General features: G+C 72.3%; 16 protein-coding genes and 1 tRNA gene. 6 read left to right on the forward strand and 11 right to left on the reverse strand.

From position 1 onward, the window contains the following. Window positions 1-78 precede the first annotated feature (78 nt). Complete coding sequence (locus tag ACZ462_RS29430) at window positions 79-1644, forward strand: tetratricopeptide repeat protein (RefSeq protein ID WP_467807035.1); 1566 nt, start codon at window positions 79-81, stop codon at window positions 1642-1644. 82 nt (window positions 1645-1726) lie between these two features. Here ACZ462_RS29430 and hppD read toward each other — a convergent pair whose 3' ends face one another. After that, complete coding sequence (gene hppD / locus ACZ462_RS29435; protein WP_467807033.1) at window positions 1727-2872, reverse strand: 4-hydroxyphenylpyruvate dioxygenase; 1146 nt, start codon at window positions 2870-2872, stop codon at window positions 1727-1729. Window positions 2873-3014: 142 nt separating this feature from the next. Between hppD and ACZ462_RS29440 the strand changes: the two genes are divergently transcribed. From ACZ462_RS29440 to ACZ462_RS29455, 4 genes are all read left to right on the forward strand, one after another. Further along, window positions 3015-3485 (forward strand): Lrp/AsnC family transcriptional regulator, encoded by a 471-nt coding sequence (locus tag ACZ462_RS29440; protein WP_467807031.1) that lies wholly within the window; start codon window positions 3015-3017, stop codon window positions 3483-3485. Between the two features lie 78 nt (window positions 3486-3563). Next, a complete protein-coding gene (locus tag ACZ462_RS29445) occupies window positions 3564-4151 on the forward strand; it encodes an ArsR/SmtB family transcription factor (RefSeq protein WP_467807030.1) in 588 nt (195 codons plus the stop codon). A 181-nt stretch (window positions 4152-4332) separates the two neighbouring features. After that, on the forward strand, window positions 4333-4572 hold the full coding sequence (locus ACZ462_RS29450; protein WP_467807029.1) for a hypothetical protein: 240 nt from the start codon (window positions 4333-4335) through the stop codon (window positions 4570-4572). Then, complete coding sequence (locus ACZ462_RS29455) at window positions 4569-5897, forward strand: MFS transporter (RefSeq protein ID WP_467807027.1); 1329 nt, start codon at window positions 4569-4571, stop codon at window positions 5895-5897. The genes ACZ462_RS29450 and ACZ462_RS29455 overlap by 4 nt, the downstream gene beginning before the upstream one ends. Here the strand turns inward: ACZ462_RS29455 and ACZ462_RS29460 are convergent. From ACZ462_RS29460 to ACZ462_RS29485, 6 genes are all read right to left on the reverse strand, one after another. Continuing rightward, a complete protein-coding gene (locus tag ACZ462_RS29460; RefSeq protein ID WP_467807026.1) occupies window positions 5827-6624 on the reverse strand; it encodes a S16 family serine protease in 798 nt (265 codons plus the stop codon). The genes ACZ462_RS29455 and ACZ462_RS29460 overlap by 71 nt on opposite strands. A 180-nt stretch (window positions 6625-6804) precedes the next feature. Continuing rightward, complete coding sequence (locus tag ACZ462_RS29465; RefSeq protein ID WP_112448133.1) at window positions 6805-7446, reverse strand: IclR family transcriptional regulator; 642 nt, start codon at window positions 7444-7446, stop codon at window positions 6805-6807. Between the two features lie 404 nt (window positions 7447-7850). Next, the gene (locus ACZ462_RS29470) at window positions 7851-9638 is read right to left on the reverse strand and encodes a DEAD/DEAH box helicase (RefSeq protein ID WP_467807023.1); all 1788 of its coding nucleotides are present in this window, start codon (window positions 9636-9638) and stop codon (window positions 7851-7853) included. A gap of 562 nt (window positions 9639-10200) precedes the next feature. After that, window positions 10201-10632: a type II toxin-antitoxin system death-on-curing family toxin gene (locus ACZ462_RS29475; protein WP_467807022.1), complete on the reverse strand. Its 432-nt coding sequence runs from the start codon at window positions 10630-10632 to the stop codon at window positions 10201-10203. After that, complete coding sequence (locus ACZ462_RS29480; RefSeq protein ID WP_467807020.1) at window positions 10629-10829, reverse strand: hypothetical protein; 201 nt, start codon at window positions 10827-10829, stop codon at window positions 10629-10631. Before ACZ462_RS29480 ends, ACZ462_RS29475 begins: the two co-directional genes overlap by 4 nt. A gap of 31 nt (window positions 10830-10860) precedes the next feature. Then, window positions 10861-12339: an MFS transporter gene (locus tag ACZ462_RS29485; RefSeq protein WP_467807018.1), complete on the reverse strand. Its 1479-nt coding sequence runs from the start codon at window positions 12337-12339 to the stop codon at window positions 10861-10863. A 192-nt stretch (window positions 12340-12531) separates the two neighbouring features. On the opposite strand from ACZ462_RS29485, the gene ACZ462_RS29490 reads away from it, so the two are divergent. Further along, a tRNA-Cys gene (locus tag ACZ462_RS29490) sits at window positions 12532-12603 on the forward strand. 82 nt (window positions 12604-12685) lie between these two features. On the opposite strand, the gene mycP (ACZ462_RS29495) is transcribed toward ACZ462_RS29490, so the two are convergent. Genes mycP (ACZ462_RS29495) through mycP (ACZ462_RS29510) form a run of 4 tightly spaced genes read right to left on the reverse strand, consistent with a single transcriptional unit; the run spans window position 12686 to window position 17344 of the window. Next, window positions 12686-13843 (reverse strand): type VII secretion-associated serine protease mycosin, encoded by a 1158-nt coding sequence (mycP, locus tag ACZ462_RS29495; RefSeq protein WP_467807016.1) that lies wholly within the window; start codon window positions 13841-13843, stop codon window positions 12686-12688. A 10-nt stretch (window positions 13844-13853) separates the two neighbouring features. Then, window positions 13854-15014, reverse strand: coding sequence for a type VII secretion-associated serine protease mycosin (gene mycP, locus ACZ462_RS29500; protein ID WP_467807015.1), 1161 nt, complete (start codon window positions 15012-15014; stop codon window positions 13854-13856). Between the two features lie 10 nt (window positions 15015-15024). Beyond that, window positions 15025-16155 carry a type VII secretion-associated serine protease mycosin gene (mycP, locus tag ACZ462_RS29505; protein WP_467807013.1) on the reverse strand — a complete coding sequence of 377 codons (1131 nt, stop codon included), beginning with the start codon at window positions 16153-16155 and terminating at the stop codon, window positions 15025-15027. A gap of 34 nt (window positions 16156-16189) precedes the next feature. After that, window positions 16190-17344, reverse strand: coding sequence for a type VII secretion-associated serine protease mycosin (mycP, locus tag ACZ462_RS29510; RefSeq protein ID WP_467807011.1), 1155 nt, complete (start codon window positions 17342-17344; stop codon window positions 16190-16192). Between the last annotated feature and the right edge of the window lie 19 nt (window positions 17345-17363).

Raw genomic sequence — 17363 nt, forward strand, 5'->3', positions numbered from 1 at the left:
GGGCCATCGGTGTGAACACGGCCGCGCGCGACTCCGTTGCACGCCGGGATGCTCTTCATATTGACGCACAGTGAGCGCATGGACCGTATCGACAACGAAGTGCGGCAGGTCGCGCCCTACGCGGCGTTCACCGGCCGCAAGACGCTCGTGGCGGCCGCGGTCGCGGTGGTCCTCATCGCCGGGGCGCTGCTGGTCCGGCCGGCCGGCCAGGGCGACGACGCCCGGCCGCCGGGGCCGACGCAGCGGGCCGCCTCGGCGGTCGGGCGGGGCGCGCCGGCGGCGGCGGTCGACCTGTCGGCGCTGATCGCGGACCGGGAGCGGTGGCTCGGGTCGCATCCGCGGGACGACGGGGCGTGGTCGGTGCTCGGGTCGGCGTACCTGGAGCAGGCGCGCCGCAGCGCGGACCCGGCGTGGTTCCCGAAGGCGGAGAAGGCGCTGAAGCGGTCGCTGGAGCTGCGGCCCGCGGAGAAGGGCAACCACGACGCGATGACGGGCATGGGCGCGCTGGCCAACGCCCGGGGGGACTTCGGGACGGGGAAGCGGTGGGGCGAGCTGGTGCGGGCGCAGGCCCCGCAGCGGTGGACGGCGTACCCGGTGCTGGTGGACGCGTACACGGGCCTGGGCGACTACAAGGCCGCCGAGAAGGCGATGGAGCGGCTGGTGGAGCTGCGGCCGGGCCTGGCGGCGTTCATGCGGGCCTCGCAGGTCTACCGGGACCGGGGCTGGCGCGAGGACGCGGCGCTGTCGATGGAGCACGCGGCGGGCGCGGCGAAGACCCCGGCGGAGAAGGCGTACGTGATGTACCGGCTCGGGGAGCTGGCGTGGGAGCGGGGCGAGGCGGCGCCGGCGCTGCGCCAGTTCGAGGCGGCGCTGCGGGCGGATCCGGGCCGGGCGGACGCACTGGGCGGCCGGGCCAGGGCGCTGGCCGGGCTGGGCCGCAGCGGGGAGGCCGTGCGGGACTACCGGATGGCGCTGGGGCGGGGCTCGGCGCCGCGGCTGGCGCTGGAGCTGGGCGAGCTGCTGGAGTCCCTGGGGCGGGACGACGAGGCGAAGGAGGCGTTCGCGCTGCTGCAGGCGGCGGCGTCCCGGGGGGCGGGCGGGGCGGCGGAGGACCAGGTGGTGCTGGGGCTGTTCGAGGCGGACCACGGGGACCCGGCGGACGCGGTGCGGCGGCTGACGGCGGAGTGGTCGCGGCACAGGAGCATGCAGGTGGCGGATGCGCTGGGGTGGGCGCTGCACCGGGCGGGCGACGACGTGGCGGCCCTGGAGTACGCGAAGAAGGCGACCGAGCCGGGCCTGCGCAGCGCGGACTTCGCCTACCACCGCGGGATCGTCGAGCAGGCCCTCGGGGACGACGCCTCGGCGCGGCGGCACCTGGAGGAGGCGCTGCGGACGAACCCGGCGTTCTCGCCGGTGCGGGTGCCGCTCGCGAAGCAGGCGCTGGCGTCGATCGGGGAGCCGCCGCCGGGCGGCCCGGAGAACCTGCGGCCGCCGACGCCGTGGGTCGCGCCGGAGCTGCCGGAGCCGGTGCGGAAGCCGACGCCGAAGCCCGAGCCGAAGCCCCGGCCGAAGGGGACGGCGGCCGCTGCGGAGCGGCCGAAGCCGTCACCGTCGCCCGCGGCGTCGGGTGCCGCGAAGCCTTAGGCGGCCGTACGCGCGTCGCGCTCCCGGGGGCCTAGGCCGCCGGGAGCGCGTCGCGGTGCGGGACGCGGGGCGCCCGGTGCGGTCAGAGGTTGCCGCGCTTGGCCTGCTCGCGCTCGATCGCCTCGAACAGGGCCTTGAAGTTGCCCTTGCCGAAGCCCATCGAGCCGTGCCGCTCGATGATCTCGAAGAAGACGGTCGGGCGGTCCTGCACCGGCTTGGTGAAGATCTGGAGCAGGTAGCCGTCCTCGTCGCGGTCGGCGAGGATCTTCAGCTCGCGCAGCGTCTCGATCGGGACGCGGGTGTCGCCGACCCACTCCCCGAGGGTGTCGTAGTACGAGTCCGGGGTGTCGAGGAACTGCACGCCGGCGGCGCGCATCGAGCGGACCGTGGCCACGATGTCGTTCGAGGCGAGGGCGATGTGCTGGACGCCCGGGCCGTTGTAGAACTCGAGGTACTCGTCGATCTGCGACTTCTTCTTCGCGATCGCCGGCTCGTTGATCGGGAACTTCACCTTGAGGGTGCCGTCCGCGACGACCTTGGACATCAGCGCCGAATACTCGGTCGCGATGTCGTCGCCCACGAACTCCTTCATGTTCGTGAAGCCCATGACCTTGTTGTAGAAGCCGACCCACTCGTTCATGCGGCCGAGCTCGACGTTGCCGACGCAGTGGTCGATCGCCTGGAAGGTGCGCTTGGCCGGCGGCTCGACCATCGGGTCGACGGCGACGTAGCCCGGCAGGTAGGGGCCGGTGTACGCCTTGCGCTCGACCAGGGTGTGGCGGGTCTGGCCGTAGGTGGCGATGGCGGCGAGGACGACCGTGCCGTGCTCGTCGGACACCTCGTACGGCTCGTCCAGGCCGCGGGCGCCCTGCTCGACGGCGTAGGCGTACGCGGCGCGGACGTCGGGGACCTCGATCGCCAGGTCGATGACGCCGTCGCCGTGCTCGGCGACGTGCTCGGCGATGAAGCGGCCGCGGTCCGTGCTCGCCTTGATGACCGAGGTCAGCACGAAGCGGGCGGAGCCGTTGGTGAGGACGTAGCTCGCCGTCTCGCGGACGCCGTTCTCCGGTCCGGAGTAGGCCACGAGCTTCATGCCGAACGCGGTGGAGTAGTAGTGCGCGGCCTGCTTGGCGTTGCCGACGGCGAAGACGACCGCGTCCATGCCCTTCACCGGGAAGGGGTCCGCCTCTCGCGCGGTGTGCGGGGTGGTTTCCAAGGTCTCAGTCATGAGCGCAGAGTCCCGCCGATCCACAAGCTGCGCAATAGTTCCCTGATCTGCTGTACACATTGCCCAGCCCTGGCGCAGCATGGCTGAGACATCTGTGCAGGATGACCACTCCCGCGCAGTACCGAGGAGACAGGGACGCGTCATGGGCATCGACGGACTCGACGGCCGCCTCATCGTCCTGCTGGCCCGCGAGCCGCGGATCGGCGTACTGGAGGCCTCGCGCCGGCTGGGCGTGGCGCGGGGCACGGTGCAGGCGCGGCTGGACCGGCTCCAGTCGAACGGGGTGATCCGCGGCTTCGGCCCGCAGGTAGACCCGGCGGCGCTGGGCTACCCGGTGACGGCGTTCGCCACGCTGGAGATCAAGCAGGGCCAGGGCGCGGACGTACGGGCGCACCTGGACGGGGTGCCGGAGGTCTTGGAACTGCACACCACGACCGGGCACGGGGACATGCTGTGCCGGCTGGTGGCCCGCTCGAACGCCGACCTCCAGCGGGTGATCGACAAGGTCGTCGGCTTCGAGGGGATCGTGCGGGCGTCGACGGCGATCGTGATGGAGAACCCGGTGCCGCTGCGGGTGATCCCACTGGTGGAGCAGGCGGCACAGGAGGGCTGAATCCGGAGGCAAAGCCTCCAAAGAAAGCGTTGCAAAGAAATCCTTGCACAGATTTCTTTGCATGCTTAGGGTGGGGGCATGCCCGAGAAGCCCGAGGCCCCGCAGCTCCAGAACCGCACCCTCGACGCCCGCTCCCTGCGCGGCCTCGCCCACCCCCTGCGCATCCGCCTGCTGGCCGCCCTGCGCCACGACGGGCCCGCGACCGCCTCCCGACTGGCCGAGCGGCTCGGCGAGTCCAGCGGCGCCACCAGCTACCACCTGCGCCAGCTCGCCGCGCACGGGTTCGTCGAGGACGCCCCGGGCCACGGCAAGGGACGCGAGCGCTGGTGGCAGGCGGCCCACGACGGCACCGTCTTCGACGAGCAGCTCCTGTACGACGAGGACCCCGCCACCCGCGGCGCCGCCGACCTCTTCCTGCACGAGATCGCGACGATCCACACGCAGGAGATCGGCACCTGGCTGGGGACCGCCCACACCTGGGCCCCGCAGTGGCGCAACAGCTCCGACACCAGCGACTTCACGCTCCGGCTCACCGCGGACCAGACGCGGGAGCTGGTGGCCCGGATGCACGAGCTGGTCGAGTCCTACCGCGATCTGCCGCAGAGCGAGGACGCCGAGACCGTGCGCATCCACACGCACGCCTTCCCGCGCCGCTCGGCCGAGTAGGCCCTGTCGGCAGCACAACACCGAGGACGCCGCACCGGGGCGCCACACAGGGAGCCCGTACCGGCAGCCGTCGCACCGGGGCCGCCCTCCGCATCCCGCCGCCGCGCCCGCGCCCGCCCTGCTGGGCCGCTGCCCGCCGGGGCGCCCTCACGCCTCCACGCCTCACAGAAGGAGTCTTGTCATGCACACCTTCGCCCACACCGAGGTCGTCGCCGGCCTCGCCACCCGCGCCCACGCCGCCCGCACCGCCGAACTCGCCGCCGAGGCCGCGGCCGAGCACCTCGCCCGCGAAGCGGCCCGCCCCCGCACACCCCTCGCGCCCGCCCTGCGCGCCCGCCTCGGCGAGGCCCTCGTCCAGGCCGGCACCCGGCTGCTGGAGCCCGTCGAGGCCGCCCGCCGCTCCACCCGGGCCGCCGCGTGAGCAGGCGGCCCCTCGCGGCCGTGCTCGCCGCCAACACCGTTTCCACCGCCGGGAGTTCACTCACCCTGATCGGCGTCCCGTGGTTCGTGCTCCAGACCACCGGCAGCGCCGGGCGGGCCGGGGTCGTCGCCTTCTGCGCCACCCTGCCCGTCGTCGTCGCCGCCCTCGTCGGCGGTCCCGTCATCGACCGGATCGGCCGCCGCCGCATCTCCGCCGCCTCCGACCTCGTGTGCGCGCTCGCCGTCGCCGCGATCCCCCTGCTGCACGGCGCGCACCTGCTGGAGTTCTGGATGCTGTGCGCGCTGATGGCCCTCACCGGCCTCGTGCACACCCCGGGGCTGACCGCCCGCGGCGTCCTCCTGCCGAACCTCGCCGAGCACGCCGGGACGACCGTCGTCCGCGCCGCGAGCCTCTACGACGCCGCCTCCCGCGGCGCCCGCATGGTCGGGGCCGCCGCGGCCGGCGTCCTCATCGCGGCCCTCGGCGCGGAGGCCGTCCTGCTGGTGGACGCCGCCACCTACGCCGTCTCCGCGCTGCTCGTCACCGCGCTCGTCCGCGGCGTCCCCGCGGCCGACCCCCAACCCGCCGCCGGCAAGGCCTCGTTCGCCCGGTACCGGGCCGAACTCGCCGAGGGCTGGGCCTTCCTCACCCGGTCCCGGCTGCTGCTCGGCATCACCGTGATGGTCATGGCGACGAACGGCCTCGACCAGGGCTGGGCCGCCGTCCTGCTGCCCGTCGACGGCCGCGACGACCTCGGCGGCGCCACCGCCGTCGGCCTGCTCATGTCCCTCTTCGGCGGCTCCGCGCTCCTCGGCGCCCTGCTCTACGGGGCGTGGGGCGAGCGGTTCCCCCGCCGCACCGTCTTCGCCGCCGCGTTCCTCCTCTCCGGCGCGCCCCGCTACACCGTCGCCGCCCTCACCGACACCGCGCTGCCGCTCGCCGTGACGATGGCGCTCGCCGGACTCGGCGCCGGCATGCTCAACCCGGTGCTGACGACCGTGATGTACGAGAAGGTCCCCGAGGAGCTGCGCAGCCGGGTCGCCGGCGTCGGCACCGCCGGATGCGAGCTGGCGATGCCGATGGGCGGCCTGGCCGCCGGTCTGCTGGCCGACGCGTACGGCGCGCCGGCCGCCCTGCTCGCGTTCGGCGGGGTCTACCTGGTGGTGACGCTCGCCCCGCTGGTCTTCCCGTCCTGGCGGTCGATGGAGCGCACGCCGCTGCCGGCAGCCGGGGAGGGCGGACCCGCCGCCGCGGTCAGCAGGACGGGGGCTCCTCGCCCCGGTTCAGCGAGCGCAGCGACTCCACCGCGCCCTTCAGGGAGCTGACGGGGACGAGCCGCAGCCCCTCGGGGGCCTCGGCCTTCGCGTCCGCGCACTCCGCCTCCGGGACGAGGAAGACGCTCGCGCCGTCCCGGTGGGCGGCCTGCGTCTTCAGGGCCACCCCGCCGACCGGGCCGACCCGGCCGTCCGCGCTGATCGTGCCCGTACCGGCGATGCTCCGGCCGCCCGTCAGGTCGCCGCCGCTGCCGTCGCCGTCGAGCTTGTCGACGATGCCGAGGGAGAAGAGCAGGCCCGCGGAGGGCCCGCCGACGTCCGCGAGGTTGAGTTCGACCTTCACGTCCTTCGGGTCGAGGCGCAGGTAGCCGAGGGCGGCCGAGGTCGCGTTCGTCTGCGAGGCGGTCATCTGCTTGAGGTTATGCGCCTCGATCTCCTCGTCGCTGCCGCCGGAGGGGTAGACGGCCTCCTTCGGCAGCACCGACCGGCTGCCGTCGAACCAGTCGTCCAGGAGCTGCGGCAGGCGGACCACGGCCGACGGGCCGGTCGCCTGGATCGTGGTCATCCGCAGCTCGCCCTTGGTCGGCCTGGTCGGCGCGCCGCTGACGGTGATCACGGGCTTGCCGTCGCGGGCGCCGAGCACGTCGGCCGTGAGCCCGGGCTGGGCGATCACGAACGGCAGCGGCGCCAGGGCCGCCACGGCGAGCAGGCCGAGCACGGGCACGGCGCAGACGGCCAGGGCGGCGGGACGCGAGAGGCGTGTGAGGACGGAGAGCACCCGGCCAATCTATCGGGCCCGCCGGTCACGCCCGCGCCCACCGGGCGGGCGGCGCCGCCGCCGGCCCGCCCGGCCCGGCCTCCGGCGCCCGGCGGGGCGGCCGTCCGGCGTCCGGCGTCCGGTGGCCGGTGGGGCAGGCGTCCGGGATCCGGCGTCCGGCGGTACGGACGCCCGGGCCCGTCAGCGCAGGGCGTCGGCGACCTCGCGGGCGGCGTCCACGACCCGCGGGCCGACCCGCTCGGGCACGGCGTCGGAGAGCATGACCACGCCGACGCTGCCCTCCAGCCCGGTGATGCCCACCAGCGGGGCGGCGGCGCCGCTCGCGCCTGCCTCCAGTTCGCCGTGCGTCAGCGTGTACCCGGGCTCGATGAGGGTGCCCTGGCGGGCGGCGAGGATCGCCCGGCCGGCGGCCCCCCGGTCCAGGGGGTGCCGGAAGCCGGCGCGGTAGGCCACGTGGTAGTCGGTCCAGGTGGGCTCCACGACGGCGACGGCCAGGGCCTCCGTCCCGTCGACGAGCGTCAGGTGCGCGGTGGCGCCTATGTCCTCGGCGAGCGACCGCAGGGCCGGCAGCGCTGCCTCCCGTACGAGCGGGTGGACCTGCCGGCCCAGCCGCAGCACGCCGAGCCCGACGCGGGCCCGGCCGCCGAGGTCGCGGCGGACCAGGGCGTGCTGTTCGAGCGTCGCCAACAGGCGGTACACCACGGTGCGGTTGACGCCGAGGCGGTTGGAGAGCTCGGTGACGGTCAGACCGTGGTCGGTGTCCGCGAGCAGCTTGAGGACTCGGAGCCCCCGGTCGAGAGTCTGTGAGGTTTCCGCGGTCACGACGCCCCTCCCTCGTTGGTGAGCGGCGGTGACTCTCTTCGGTTGAGCGGCGCCGGTCCCACGGCGACGCACGGAGAGGCCGCCGGTAGCGGCCATGGCACCGGCTGCGCTCCCGCGGCGGCGCTGCCACGGGGCGTTTCGATGCGGGGACAGTAGCGAGCGGGTCCGCTCAGCGGAAGTCCTCGTCCAGAATCCGGGCGCGAACGGGTCTTTTGTGTCGGTTCACGACCGCTTTCGGTACGGGAATGCGCCCCACGCGCCCCGGAACCCCTGTCGCATCCCACGAGTTGGGCGGCGACCGGCCGCATGTCGAAACGGCGGCGGGGCGGACCGGCGCAGCCCCGTACGAAGCTCTGCACCGGCCCGCCCCGCACAACGGGAGGATCACCGCATCCGCGGACGTATCACCGCATCCGGGTGGCCCACTCCTGGACCTTCTTGATGCGCTCCTTCAACTGCCCGGCCGTCGCCTCCGCGCTCGGCGGACCGCCGCACACGCGGCGCAGCTCGGTGTGGATCACCCCGTGCGGCTTGCCGCTCTGGTGGACGTACGCGCCGACCATCGTGTTCAGCGACCGGCGCAGCTCCAGCAGCTCCTTGTGCGAGACGACGGGCCGCCGCTCCGCCGGCAGCTCCAGCAGGTCCGCCTCCGCGTCCGGCCGGCGCCGGCTGTGCGCGATCTGCCGCGACTGCCGCTTCTGCAGCAGCAGCTGCACCTGCTCCGGCTCCAGCAGGCCCGGGATGCCGAGGTAGTCCTGCTCCTCCTCGCTGCCCGGGTGGGCCTGCATGCCGAACTCGGCGCCGTCGTACAGGACCCGGTCGAAGACGGCGTCGGACTCCAGCGCCTCGAAGGACATCTGCTCGTCCTCGCCGGTGTCCTCGTCCTCCTGCCGGTTGGCCTCCGCCATCTCCTTCTCGGACTCGGCATACGGGTCGGCGTCCTCGCCCGCCTTCTTCGGCCGGTCGAGGACGTGGTCGCGCTCGACCTCCATCTCGTTGGCGAAGCCGAGCAGGTAGGGGATCGTCGGAAGGAACACGGACGCGGTCTCGCCGCGCCTGCGCGAACGCACGAAACGGCCGACGGCCTGCGCGAAGAACAGCGGCGTCGAGATCGTCGTCGCGTACACGCCCACCGCGAGGCGGGGGACGTCGACGCCCTCGGACACCATCCGGACGGCGACCATCCACCGGTCGTCGTTTCCGCTGAAGGTGTCGATGTGCTTCGAGGCGCCCGCGTCGTCGGACAGCACGAGCGTCGCCTTCGTGCCGGTGATCTCCCGGATCAGCTTGGCGTACGCGCGGGCCGCGTCCTGGTCGGAGGCGATGACGAGGCCGCCCGCGTCGGGGATGCTCTTGCGGACCTCCGACAGCCGGCGGTCCGCGGCCCGCAGCACGTTCGGCATCCAGTCGCCGCGCGGGTCGAGCGCGGTCCGCCAGGCCTGGCTGATCGCGTCCTTCGTCATCGGCTCGCCGAGGCGGGCCTCCAGCTCGTCGCCGGCCTTGGTGCGCCAGCGCATGTTGCCGCTGTACGAGAGGAAGATCACCGGCCGGACGACGCCGTCGCCCAGCGCGTTGCCGTAGCCGTACGTGTAGTCGGCGGCGGAGCGGCGGATGCCGTCGTTGCCCTCCTCGTACGTGACGAACGGGATCGGGTTGGTGTCCGAGCGGAACGGCGTCCCGGTCAGCGCCAGCCGGCGCGTCGCCGGGTCGAACGCCTCCAGGCAGGCCTCGCCCCACGACTTCGAGTCGCCGGCGTGGTGGATCTCGTCGAGGATCACGAGGGTCTTGCGCTGCTCGCAGCGGTTGCGGTGCAGCATCGGCCGGACGCCGACACCCGCGTAGGTGACGGCGACGCCGTGGTACTCGCGGCTCAGCGGCCCCGCCGAATACTCGGGGTCCAGCCGGATGCCTATGCGGGCGGCGGCCTCCGCCCACTGCTTCTTCAGGTGCTCGGTCGGCGCGACCACCGTCACCTGCTGCACCACGTGGTGGTGCAGCAGCCAGGAGGCGAGGGTGAGCGCGAAGGTGGTCTTGCCGGCGCCGGGGGTGGCGACGGCGAGGAAGTCACGCGGCTGGGTCTGGATGTACTTGTCCAGCGCGCCCTGCTGCCAGGCACGCAGCTTGCTGGCGGTACCCCACGGCGCACGGCCGGGGAAGGCGGGTGAGAGGTGGTGGGAGGCGGTAGTAGTCACGGTCTCCGGTTCGGGCTCTCGGCGGCGGTCGTTCGAAAGACAACCGGGCCACCCTACCGGGGCCGGCCCGCCCCCGCGGGCGGGCGGGGCCGCGACCTCGGGGGGTGCGGCGAGCGTCACATCGGGGGGCGGCGGACGCCCGGACGGCGGCCGGGGGCCGCGGGGGGAGAAGGCCCAGCCGGGGGGCGGGGGTGGAAGGCGGAGCGGCGGTACGGGGCGCGGCGGAGTGGCCAAGGGGACGGAAAGGCGCGGGCGGACGGGCGTCCCGCGCAGTCCGATGGTGTCCGGGGCGGGCCGGAAGCGCGCAGCGATCCGCGGCGCCCCGGCGCTTGGACGACGGCCAGCCGCCGCACCACCGGGACCACATGGCGATCGGCGGCGCCCCGGGGGCCCGGACGGCGGGCAGCCGCCGCCCAGCCGGGACCGCGTAGCGATCAGCGGCGGCCGGGCGGCAGGGCTGAGGTCCTTGATGCGGGTGGGTGGTGGAGGTCGATCCCGCCCCCGGAAACCTCCGCCCCGCCTCAGCGGGTTGCCGCGTCGCCGTTCGGAGGCCGCCCAGGCGTCACACCGGCTCCCCCGGGCACAGCCCCCGCAGCCGGGCCGCGATCGCCGGGATGTCGCCGGGCGCGCCGCCCGCCGTGTCCACGACCAGTTCGTATGCGGCGTCCTGGTCGGCGTCGGCGAGGTCGATCCCGTTCACGGCGAGGAAGACCGCCGCCGCGAGCCAGGCCGTCCGCTTGTTCCCGTCGACCAGCGGGTGGTTCTTCGCGAGGCCGTGCAGCAGCGCGGCGGCCTGCTCGAACGGGTCCTCGTACGCGGGCGTCCCGAACATGCGGGCCCGCGGCCGGTGCACCGCCGACTCCAGCAGCCGGGGGCTGCGCAGCACGACGGGCTGGTCGTGGGCCAGGCAGGCGTGCCGGGCCAGGTCGAGGACCTCCGCGACGGTGAGGTGGCGGGTGCCGCGCACGGCCTCGGCCGCGCGGGGCGCGCTCACTCGCCGAGCCTTTTCAGCAGGGGCGCGTGCCGTTCGGCGAGCCGGGCCGCCGCGTCGCCGACCTGCTGCCGCTCCCGGCGCAGGTGTGCCCGTACGGCGGCGAGGGCGTGCTCCTCGGGCGTGGAGCCGGTGGCGTCGGCGAGGTCGGCGAGGTCCGCGTACTCGGCGGCGGAGAGCCGGATGGTCAGGTCGTCCATGCGCCGAGGCTAGCGACGGCCCGCCCGCCGGTCAGCCGGTTTTCGGGGCGGGCCGCTCGTGCAGGCGGGTGGCCACCCAGGCGCCGACCAGGGCGACCGCAGCCATCGGAAGGAAGACGATGACGAACGCGGCGGGGTGCGAGGCCCCCGCGGCCGCCGCCCCGCCCGCCGTGTGCGCGGCCGCGCCGACCGAGCCGCCGCCGAGCGCGGCGAACGCCGCACCGCCCGCGGCCAGCAGCACGACGTTCGCGAGGGCGTCGGAGATCTGCAGGGCGGCCGAGTTCGCGCCGGCCTCCTCCGGCGCCGACAGCTTCAGCAGCAGCACGCTCGTCGAGCCGAGGACCAGCCCCATCCCGAGGCAGCCCACGCCCCACGCCAGGGCCAGCGTCCACACCGGCACCCACGGCACCAGCACGGCCGGCGCGGCCGCGATCGCCGACGCCACCAGCAGCATGCCGAGCACCATCAGCCGCTCCCGGTACGGCTCCGCCCAGCCGCGGGCCTGCAGCCAGGACCCGCCCGCCCAGGTCACACCGCCCAGCGCCAGCGAGAACCCGGCCAGCGTCGGGCTCAGCCCCCGCTGCGTGACCAGCATCAGCGGAACGAAGCTCTCCGCCGCGATGAACGAGCCCGCCGCCAGCCCGCGCAGCAGCACCACCGACGGCAGCCCGCGCCGCGCCCGGTACGTGCCGCGCGGCAGCAGCCCCAGCACGGCCGGCACCAGCAGCGCCGCCCCCGCCGCACCCGGCAGCAGCGACAGCCACCGCAGGTCCTGGGCGGCGTACTGGAGCAGCCCCGCCCCGACCGAGATCGCGAGCGCCAGCCGGATCCGCCGCCGGTCGAACGCCGCGGGCGGCGCCTGCGGATCGACCGGCCCCGAGGCGGTCCGCCGGATCGCCGGCAGCGCCACGGCGAGCGGGACGACCACCAGCACGGGGATCCCGAGGAACACCCACCGCCACCCGAGGTGCTCGGTCACCGTCCCCGCGGCGAGCGGGCCCACGATCGACGGGACGACCCAGCTCGCCGCGAACGCCGCCATGATCGCGGGCCGGAGCCGCTCCTCGTACGCCCGGCTCACCACCACGTACAGGGCGACGATGACGAGCCCGCCGCCGAAGCCCTGCACGGCCCGGCCCAGGACGAACACCCACATCGCGCCCGCCGTCCCGGCCAGCACCAGCCCTGCCGCGAACGCCCCGATACCGAGGCCCAGCGGGCGCAGCGGGCCCTGCCGGTCGGACCACTGGCCGGCGAGGACCATGCCGAAGAGGCTGGTGGTGAAGTAGGCGGAGAACGCGAACGCGTACAGCCCGATCCCGTCGAGATCGCGGGCGGCGACCGGCATGGCGGTGCCGACGGCGGTGGCCTCGAAGGCGATGAGGAAGATGACGGACACGATGCCGATGCTGAGCGTCCGGTACGCCGACGAGAGGATCCCTCCCTCGGGCGGGGGCGGGACCGGTGCGGTGGACTGCGGCTCCGACAGGCCGGGTTCGAGGGCGCTCATCGCCCCAGAGTAAGCCGCGAAGCGGGGTTTCGCCCCTGTCCGTACGACGGATCCCGGCTCGTCCGGAGGACCTACGCCGGGGGGCTGGGCGGGGTCACCTGTGAACGGCACATGACAGTCACATGGCAGCCCCCGCCGGGGCCTTCCAGCGGCGCGGGGCCGCCCGTACGGTCGTCGCTGTCAGCACAACCCGGCCGTGTGCCCGAGTGGTCCAGGGACCCGCCTGCAAAGCGGACTACACCGGTTCGAATCCGGTCACGGCTTCTCCCAGGACCCCGGGGCCAGGCACAACCGCCGGCCCCGGGGCCCGCTCTACCGCCTCTGCAGCCACACGTGCACCACCGGGTCACCCGTTCCGACGGCGGACGACCACCGCAGTGACTGCACCGCCGACCAGCACGCAGGCACCGAGCCCCAACGCGATCCACTTCATGCCGCTGACGCCGTCGGCCTTCGCCTCGGCCTGCGGAGCGGGGGACTCTGGGGCCTTGGCGTCGGCCGATGGCGCAGGCGAGTTCTTCGCATCGGCCGCGGCCAGGTCGGGCAGCGGGAACACATCAGCGGGCCCGGGATCCCCGGGCGTCGGCAGCGCCACCTTCGGCCGCACGATGCCGTAACCGATGTAATCGTTGCGCTGCACACCATCGGTCGGCTTCCCGGCGGTGTTCATCAGGACCCGCAGCACCTGGTTGTTGGTCCACTCGGGGTGCGCGGACCACAGCAGCGCGGCGGAAGCAGATACGAGGGCTGTCGCGTCACTAGTTCCGTGATTCTTGCAGACACCGGTGTTACCGAGGCATGCGGTGACGATGTCCACGCCGGGAGCGGCGATGTCCACCTGCGGCCCGTGCTGTGACTCCAAGGTCGCCTTTCCGTCGGGCCCGACTGCCCCGACTCCGACGATGCCTGGCGTGGCGGCGGGGTACTTGACGTCGTTCGTCGTGTCTCCGTCGTTGCCAACTGCCGCGAAGACCAGCTTGTCTTTTGACAAGGCGTACTTGACGGCATCGAGGCGACCCGGGTCGTCCTTCTCGGACATCCCCAGCGAAATGTTGATGACCTTCGCCTCCGAGTCGGCTGCATACCGAATGGCCTCGGTCCACGAAGGGGCCAGCTGATTCGTCTCGTGCGGGACGCGAATCGGGAGGATCTTGGCCCCGGGGGCAAGGCCGAAGGCACCATCACCGCTCGGGTGCTTGCCGGAGCCGGCGATGATTGCCGCCATGGCCGTGCCGTGCTTGTCGTAATCGGTGCGCTCGTCGTTGCCATACGACGTGGCAAAGTCCTTGCCCGGGACGACTTGACCTGCTAGTTCGGGGATGCGGCCGACGCCGCTGTCTATGACAGCGACGGTCACTCCCTTGCCCGTACTGATCTTCCAGATCGCGTCAGCGTTCATTGCATTGAGATGCCATTGCTGCTCACGGATGGTCTTCGCGTGAGCCGGGGCGGCGGCAACCCCAGCCAGCAGGAGGCCCACCAGGGCCGAGATCACCTTGCGCATGTGCACCTGGTCAGCCATTCCGGCGGCGGACAATCACCGCAGTGACCGCGCCGCCGACCAGTACGCACACGCCGAGCCCCAGCGCGATCCACGTCATACCGCTGACGCCGCCGGCCTCCGCCTTCGGTGCGGCGGACTCGGGCGCCTTCACCATGGCCGACGGAGCGGGCGAGTTCTTGGCATCGGCCGCAGCCAGGTCTGGCAGCGGGAACACATCGGCCTGCCCGGGATCCCCAGGCGTCGGCAGGGCCACCTTCGGCCGCACGACGCCGTAGCCGAGGTAGTCGTTGCGCTCCTTGCCGTCGTCGGCTTTGCCGGCTGTATTCAGCAACACCCGCAGCACCTGGTTGTTCGTCCAGTCGGGGTGCGCCGACCACAACAGCGCGGCCGAAGCGGAAGCGAGGGCCGTGGCGTGGCTGGTTCCGTTGGCCTTGCAGAGGCCGGAGCCGCCACTGCAACCGGAGATGATGTCGACGCCAGGGGCAGTCATGTCCACGTACGCGTGGTGATGGGACTCCTCTGTTGCCGCCCCGTTAGGGTCCACAGCCCCGACACCCACCACTCCAGGAGTCGCCGCGGGATACCGGAGGTCGTTCAGCGAAGCCCCGTCGTTCCCGACAGCAGCAAATATCAACTTGCCCTTACCGAGCGCGTACTTGACCGCTTCTGCAAGCTCCGCACTGTCGTGCAGGTTGCCCATGGAAATGTTGACAATCTTCGCGTCCGTGTCAGCGGCATAGCGGACGGCTTCGATCATGGCCTTGTAGGGCTTCGTCCCGTCACCACCGGGGTCAATCCTCAAAGACATGATCTTGGCACCGGGAGCTAGGCCGAAGGCGCTTTCAATACCGCCTGCGCCTTTGCCGTTACCGGCGATGACGGCCGCCATTTTCGTGCCGTGGTTGTCGTAGTCGGTTCGTTCGTCACCCTTGTATCCGGGTGAAGCGAAGTTTCGGCCCTGAACGACTTGGCCTTCAAGCTCAGGGATCTGAGCGACACCTGTGTCGATCACGGCGACCGTGATGCCCTTGCCGGTGCTGACCTTCCAGATGTCGTCGGCTTTCATGGCGTCGAGATGCCATTGCTGCTCACGGATGGTCTTCGCGTGAGCCGGGGCCGCGGCAACCCCGACCAGCAGGAGGCCCACCAGTGCCGAGATCACCTTGCGCATGCACATCCGGTCAGCCGTTCCGGCGGCGGACGACCACCGCAGTGACCGCACCGCCGCCCAACACGCACGCACCGAGCCCCAGCGCGATCCACGTCATACCGCTGACGTCGTCGGCCTTCGCCTCCGCCTGCGGTGCGGCGGACTCGGGCGTCTTCGCCGGGGGCGAAGGCACGGGCGAGTCCTTCGCATTGGCCGCGGCCAGGTCGGGCAGCGGGAACACATCGGCGGGCCCAGGATCCCCCGGCGTCGGCAGGGCCACCTTCGGACGCACGATGCCGTAGCCGAGGTAGTCGTTGCGCTCCTTGCCGTCGTCGGCCTTGCCTGCTGTGTTCAGAAGGACACGAAGCACCTGGTTGTTCGTCCACTCCGGATGGGCGGACCAGAGCAACGCTGCCGAGGCGGAGGCCAGCGCGGTTGCGTCACTAGTGCCACGGTTCTTGCAAAGGCCAGTCTTGCCGCCGCATGCCGTCAGAATGCCTACACCAGGAGCAGCCATGTCGACCTGGGGGCCGTGCTGCGACTCCTTGGTCGCAACGCCGTCAGGTCCCACGGCTCCCACACCCACAACACCGGGCGTCGCCGCGGGGTACATGACCTTGTTAAGGGTGTCGCCGTCATTGCCCACGCCAGCAAAAATCAACTTCCCCTTGGCCAGGGCGTACTTCACTGCATCGAGCCGCCCAGGATCATCCTGTTCCGTGGCCATGGATATGTTGATGATTTTAGCTTCGGAGTCTGCCGCATACCTGATCGCCTCAGTCCAGGTCGGGCTCGTGTCGTTGAACTCGTGCGGCACTCGGATCGGAAGGATCTTGGAACCCGGAGCAAGACCAAATGCTCCGTCACCGCTCGGATGCTTGCCTGTAGCGGCAATCAGTGCAGCCATCGTGGTGCCGTGCTTGTCGTAGTCTGTGCGCTCGTCTCCTGAGTTCTGCGTCGCATAGTCCTTACCTGGAAGGACTTGGCCTTCAAGCTCGGGGATCCGGTCGACGCCACTGTCGATGACCGCAACAGTGACGCCCTTGCCGGTACTCATCTTCCAGATGTCGTCGGCCTTCATGGCGTCGAGATGCCATTGCTGCTCACGGATGGTCTTCGCGTGAGCAGGGGTCGCGGCGACGCCGACCAGCAGAAGGCTCACCAGCGCCGAAGCCGCCTTGCGTGCCTGCACCCGGTCAGCCGTTCCGGCGGCGGACGACCACTGCAGTGACCGCACCGCCGACCAGCACACAGGCTCCTAGCCCCAGCGCGATCCACGTCATACCGCTGACGCCGCCAGCCTTCACCTCCGCCTGCGGTGCGGCGGACTCGGGCGCCTTCGCCGAGGCCGACGGAGCGGGCGAGTTCTTCGCATCGGCCGCTGCAAGGTCAGGCAACGGAAACACGTCGGCGGGCCCGGGATCCCCTGGGGTTGGCAGCGCAACCTTCGGGCGCACAATGCCGTAGCCGATGTAGTCGTTGCGCTGCACACCATCGGTCGGCTTGCCGGCGGTATTCAGCAGAACTCGCAGCACTTGGTTGTTGGTCCACTCGGGGTGCGCGGACCACAGGAGCGCGGCCGAGGCGGAGGCGATGGCGGTCGCGTGGCTCGTCCCGTGCGCCTTGCAGAGCATCGTACCGCCGGCACACGCGGAGACGATGTCGACGCCGGGGGCTGCGAGGTCCACCTGCGGTCCGCGCTGCGACTCCTCTGTCGCCTTTCCGTCCGGCCCTACTGCTCCCACTCCCACAATGCCGGGCGTTGCGGCCGGGTACTTGAGCTCGCGGGTGCCACTGTTGCCCACAGCCGCAAATATCAACTTACCCTTGGACAAGGCATATTTGACCGCGTCGAGGCGAGCCGGGTCGTCCCGGGATATCCCCATCGAGATGTTGATGACTTTCGCCTCCGAATCCGCCGCGTAGCGAATGGCCTCCGTCCAGGAAGGCGCCACCGCGCTCTCCTCGTGGGGGACACGGATCGGAAGAATCTTGGTTCCTGGGGCGAGGCCGACCGCACCGTCACCGCCCTGACGCTTGCCTGAACCAGCGATGATCGCGGCCATGCTGGTGCCGTGCTTGTCATAGTCAGTGCGCTCGTCATTGCCGTACGACGTGGCGAAGTCCTTGCCCGGCAGGACCTGACCCTCCAGCTCGGGAACCCTCTCAACCCCGCTGTCGATCACGGCAACGGTCACACCCTTGCCCGTACTGATCTTCCAGATGTCGTCGGCCTTCATGGCGTCGAGATGCCATTGCTGCTCACGGATGGTCTTCGCGTGAGCCGGGGTCGCGGCGACCCCGGCCAGCAGGAGGCCCAGGAGAGCCGAGGTCGCCTTGCGCATGCGCATCTCGTGCAACGTCCGTTCT

It is taken from the genome of Streptomyces sp. NPDC031121, assembly GCF_055570615.1.

Bases quoted from the DNA above. Each gene is read 5' to 3' on its own strand.
- ACZ462_RS29445 (WP_467807030.1), top strand. From the start codon at position 3,564: ATGCCCGAGAAGCCCGAGGCCCCGCAGCTCCAGAACCGCACCCTCGAC.
- ACZ462_RS29485 (WP_467807018.1), bottom strand. From the start codon at position 12,339: ATGAGCGCCCTCGAACCCGGCCTGTCGGAGCCGCAGTCCACCGCACCG.
- mycP (WP_467807015.1), bottom strand. From the start codon at position 15,014: ATGCGCAAGGTGATCTCGGCACTGGTGGGCCTCCTGCTGGTCGGGGTT.
- ACZ462_RS29440 (WP_467807031.1), top strand. From the start codon at position 3,015: ATGGGCATCGACGGACTCGACGGCCGCCTCATCGTCCTGCTGGCCCGC.
- ACZ462_RS29480 (WP_467807020.1), bottom strand. From the start codon at position 10,829: ATGGACGACCTGACCATCCGGCTCTCCGCCGCCGAGTACGCGGACCTC.
- ACZ462_RS29430 (WP_467807035.1), top strand. From the start codon at position 79: ATGGACCGTATCGACAACGAAGTGCGGCAGGTCGCGCCCTACGCGGCG.
- mycP (WP_467807011.1), bottom strand. From the start codon at position 17,344: ATGCGCATGCGCAAGGCGACCTCGGCTCTCCTGGGCCTCCTGCTGGCC.
- mycP (WP_467807016.1), bottom strand. From the start codon at position 13,843: ATGCGCAAGGTGATCTCGGCCCTGGTGGGCCTCCTGCTGGCTGGGGTT.
- hppD (WP_467807033.1), bottom strand. From the start codon at position 2,872: ATGACTGAGACCTTGGAAACCACCCCGCACACCGCGCGAGAGGCGGAC.
- ACZ462_RS29450 (WP_467807029.1), top strand. From the start codon at position 4,333: ATGCACACCTTCGCCCACACCGAGGTCGTCGCCGGCCTCGCCACCCGC.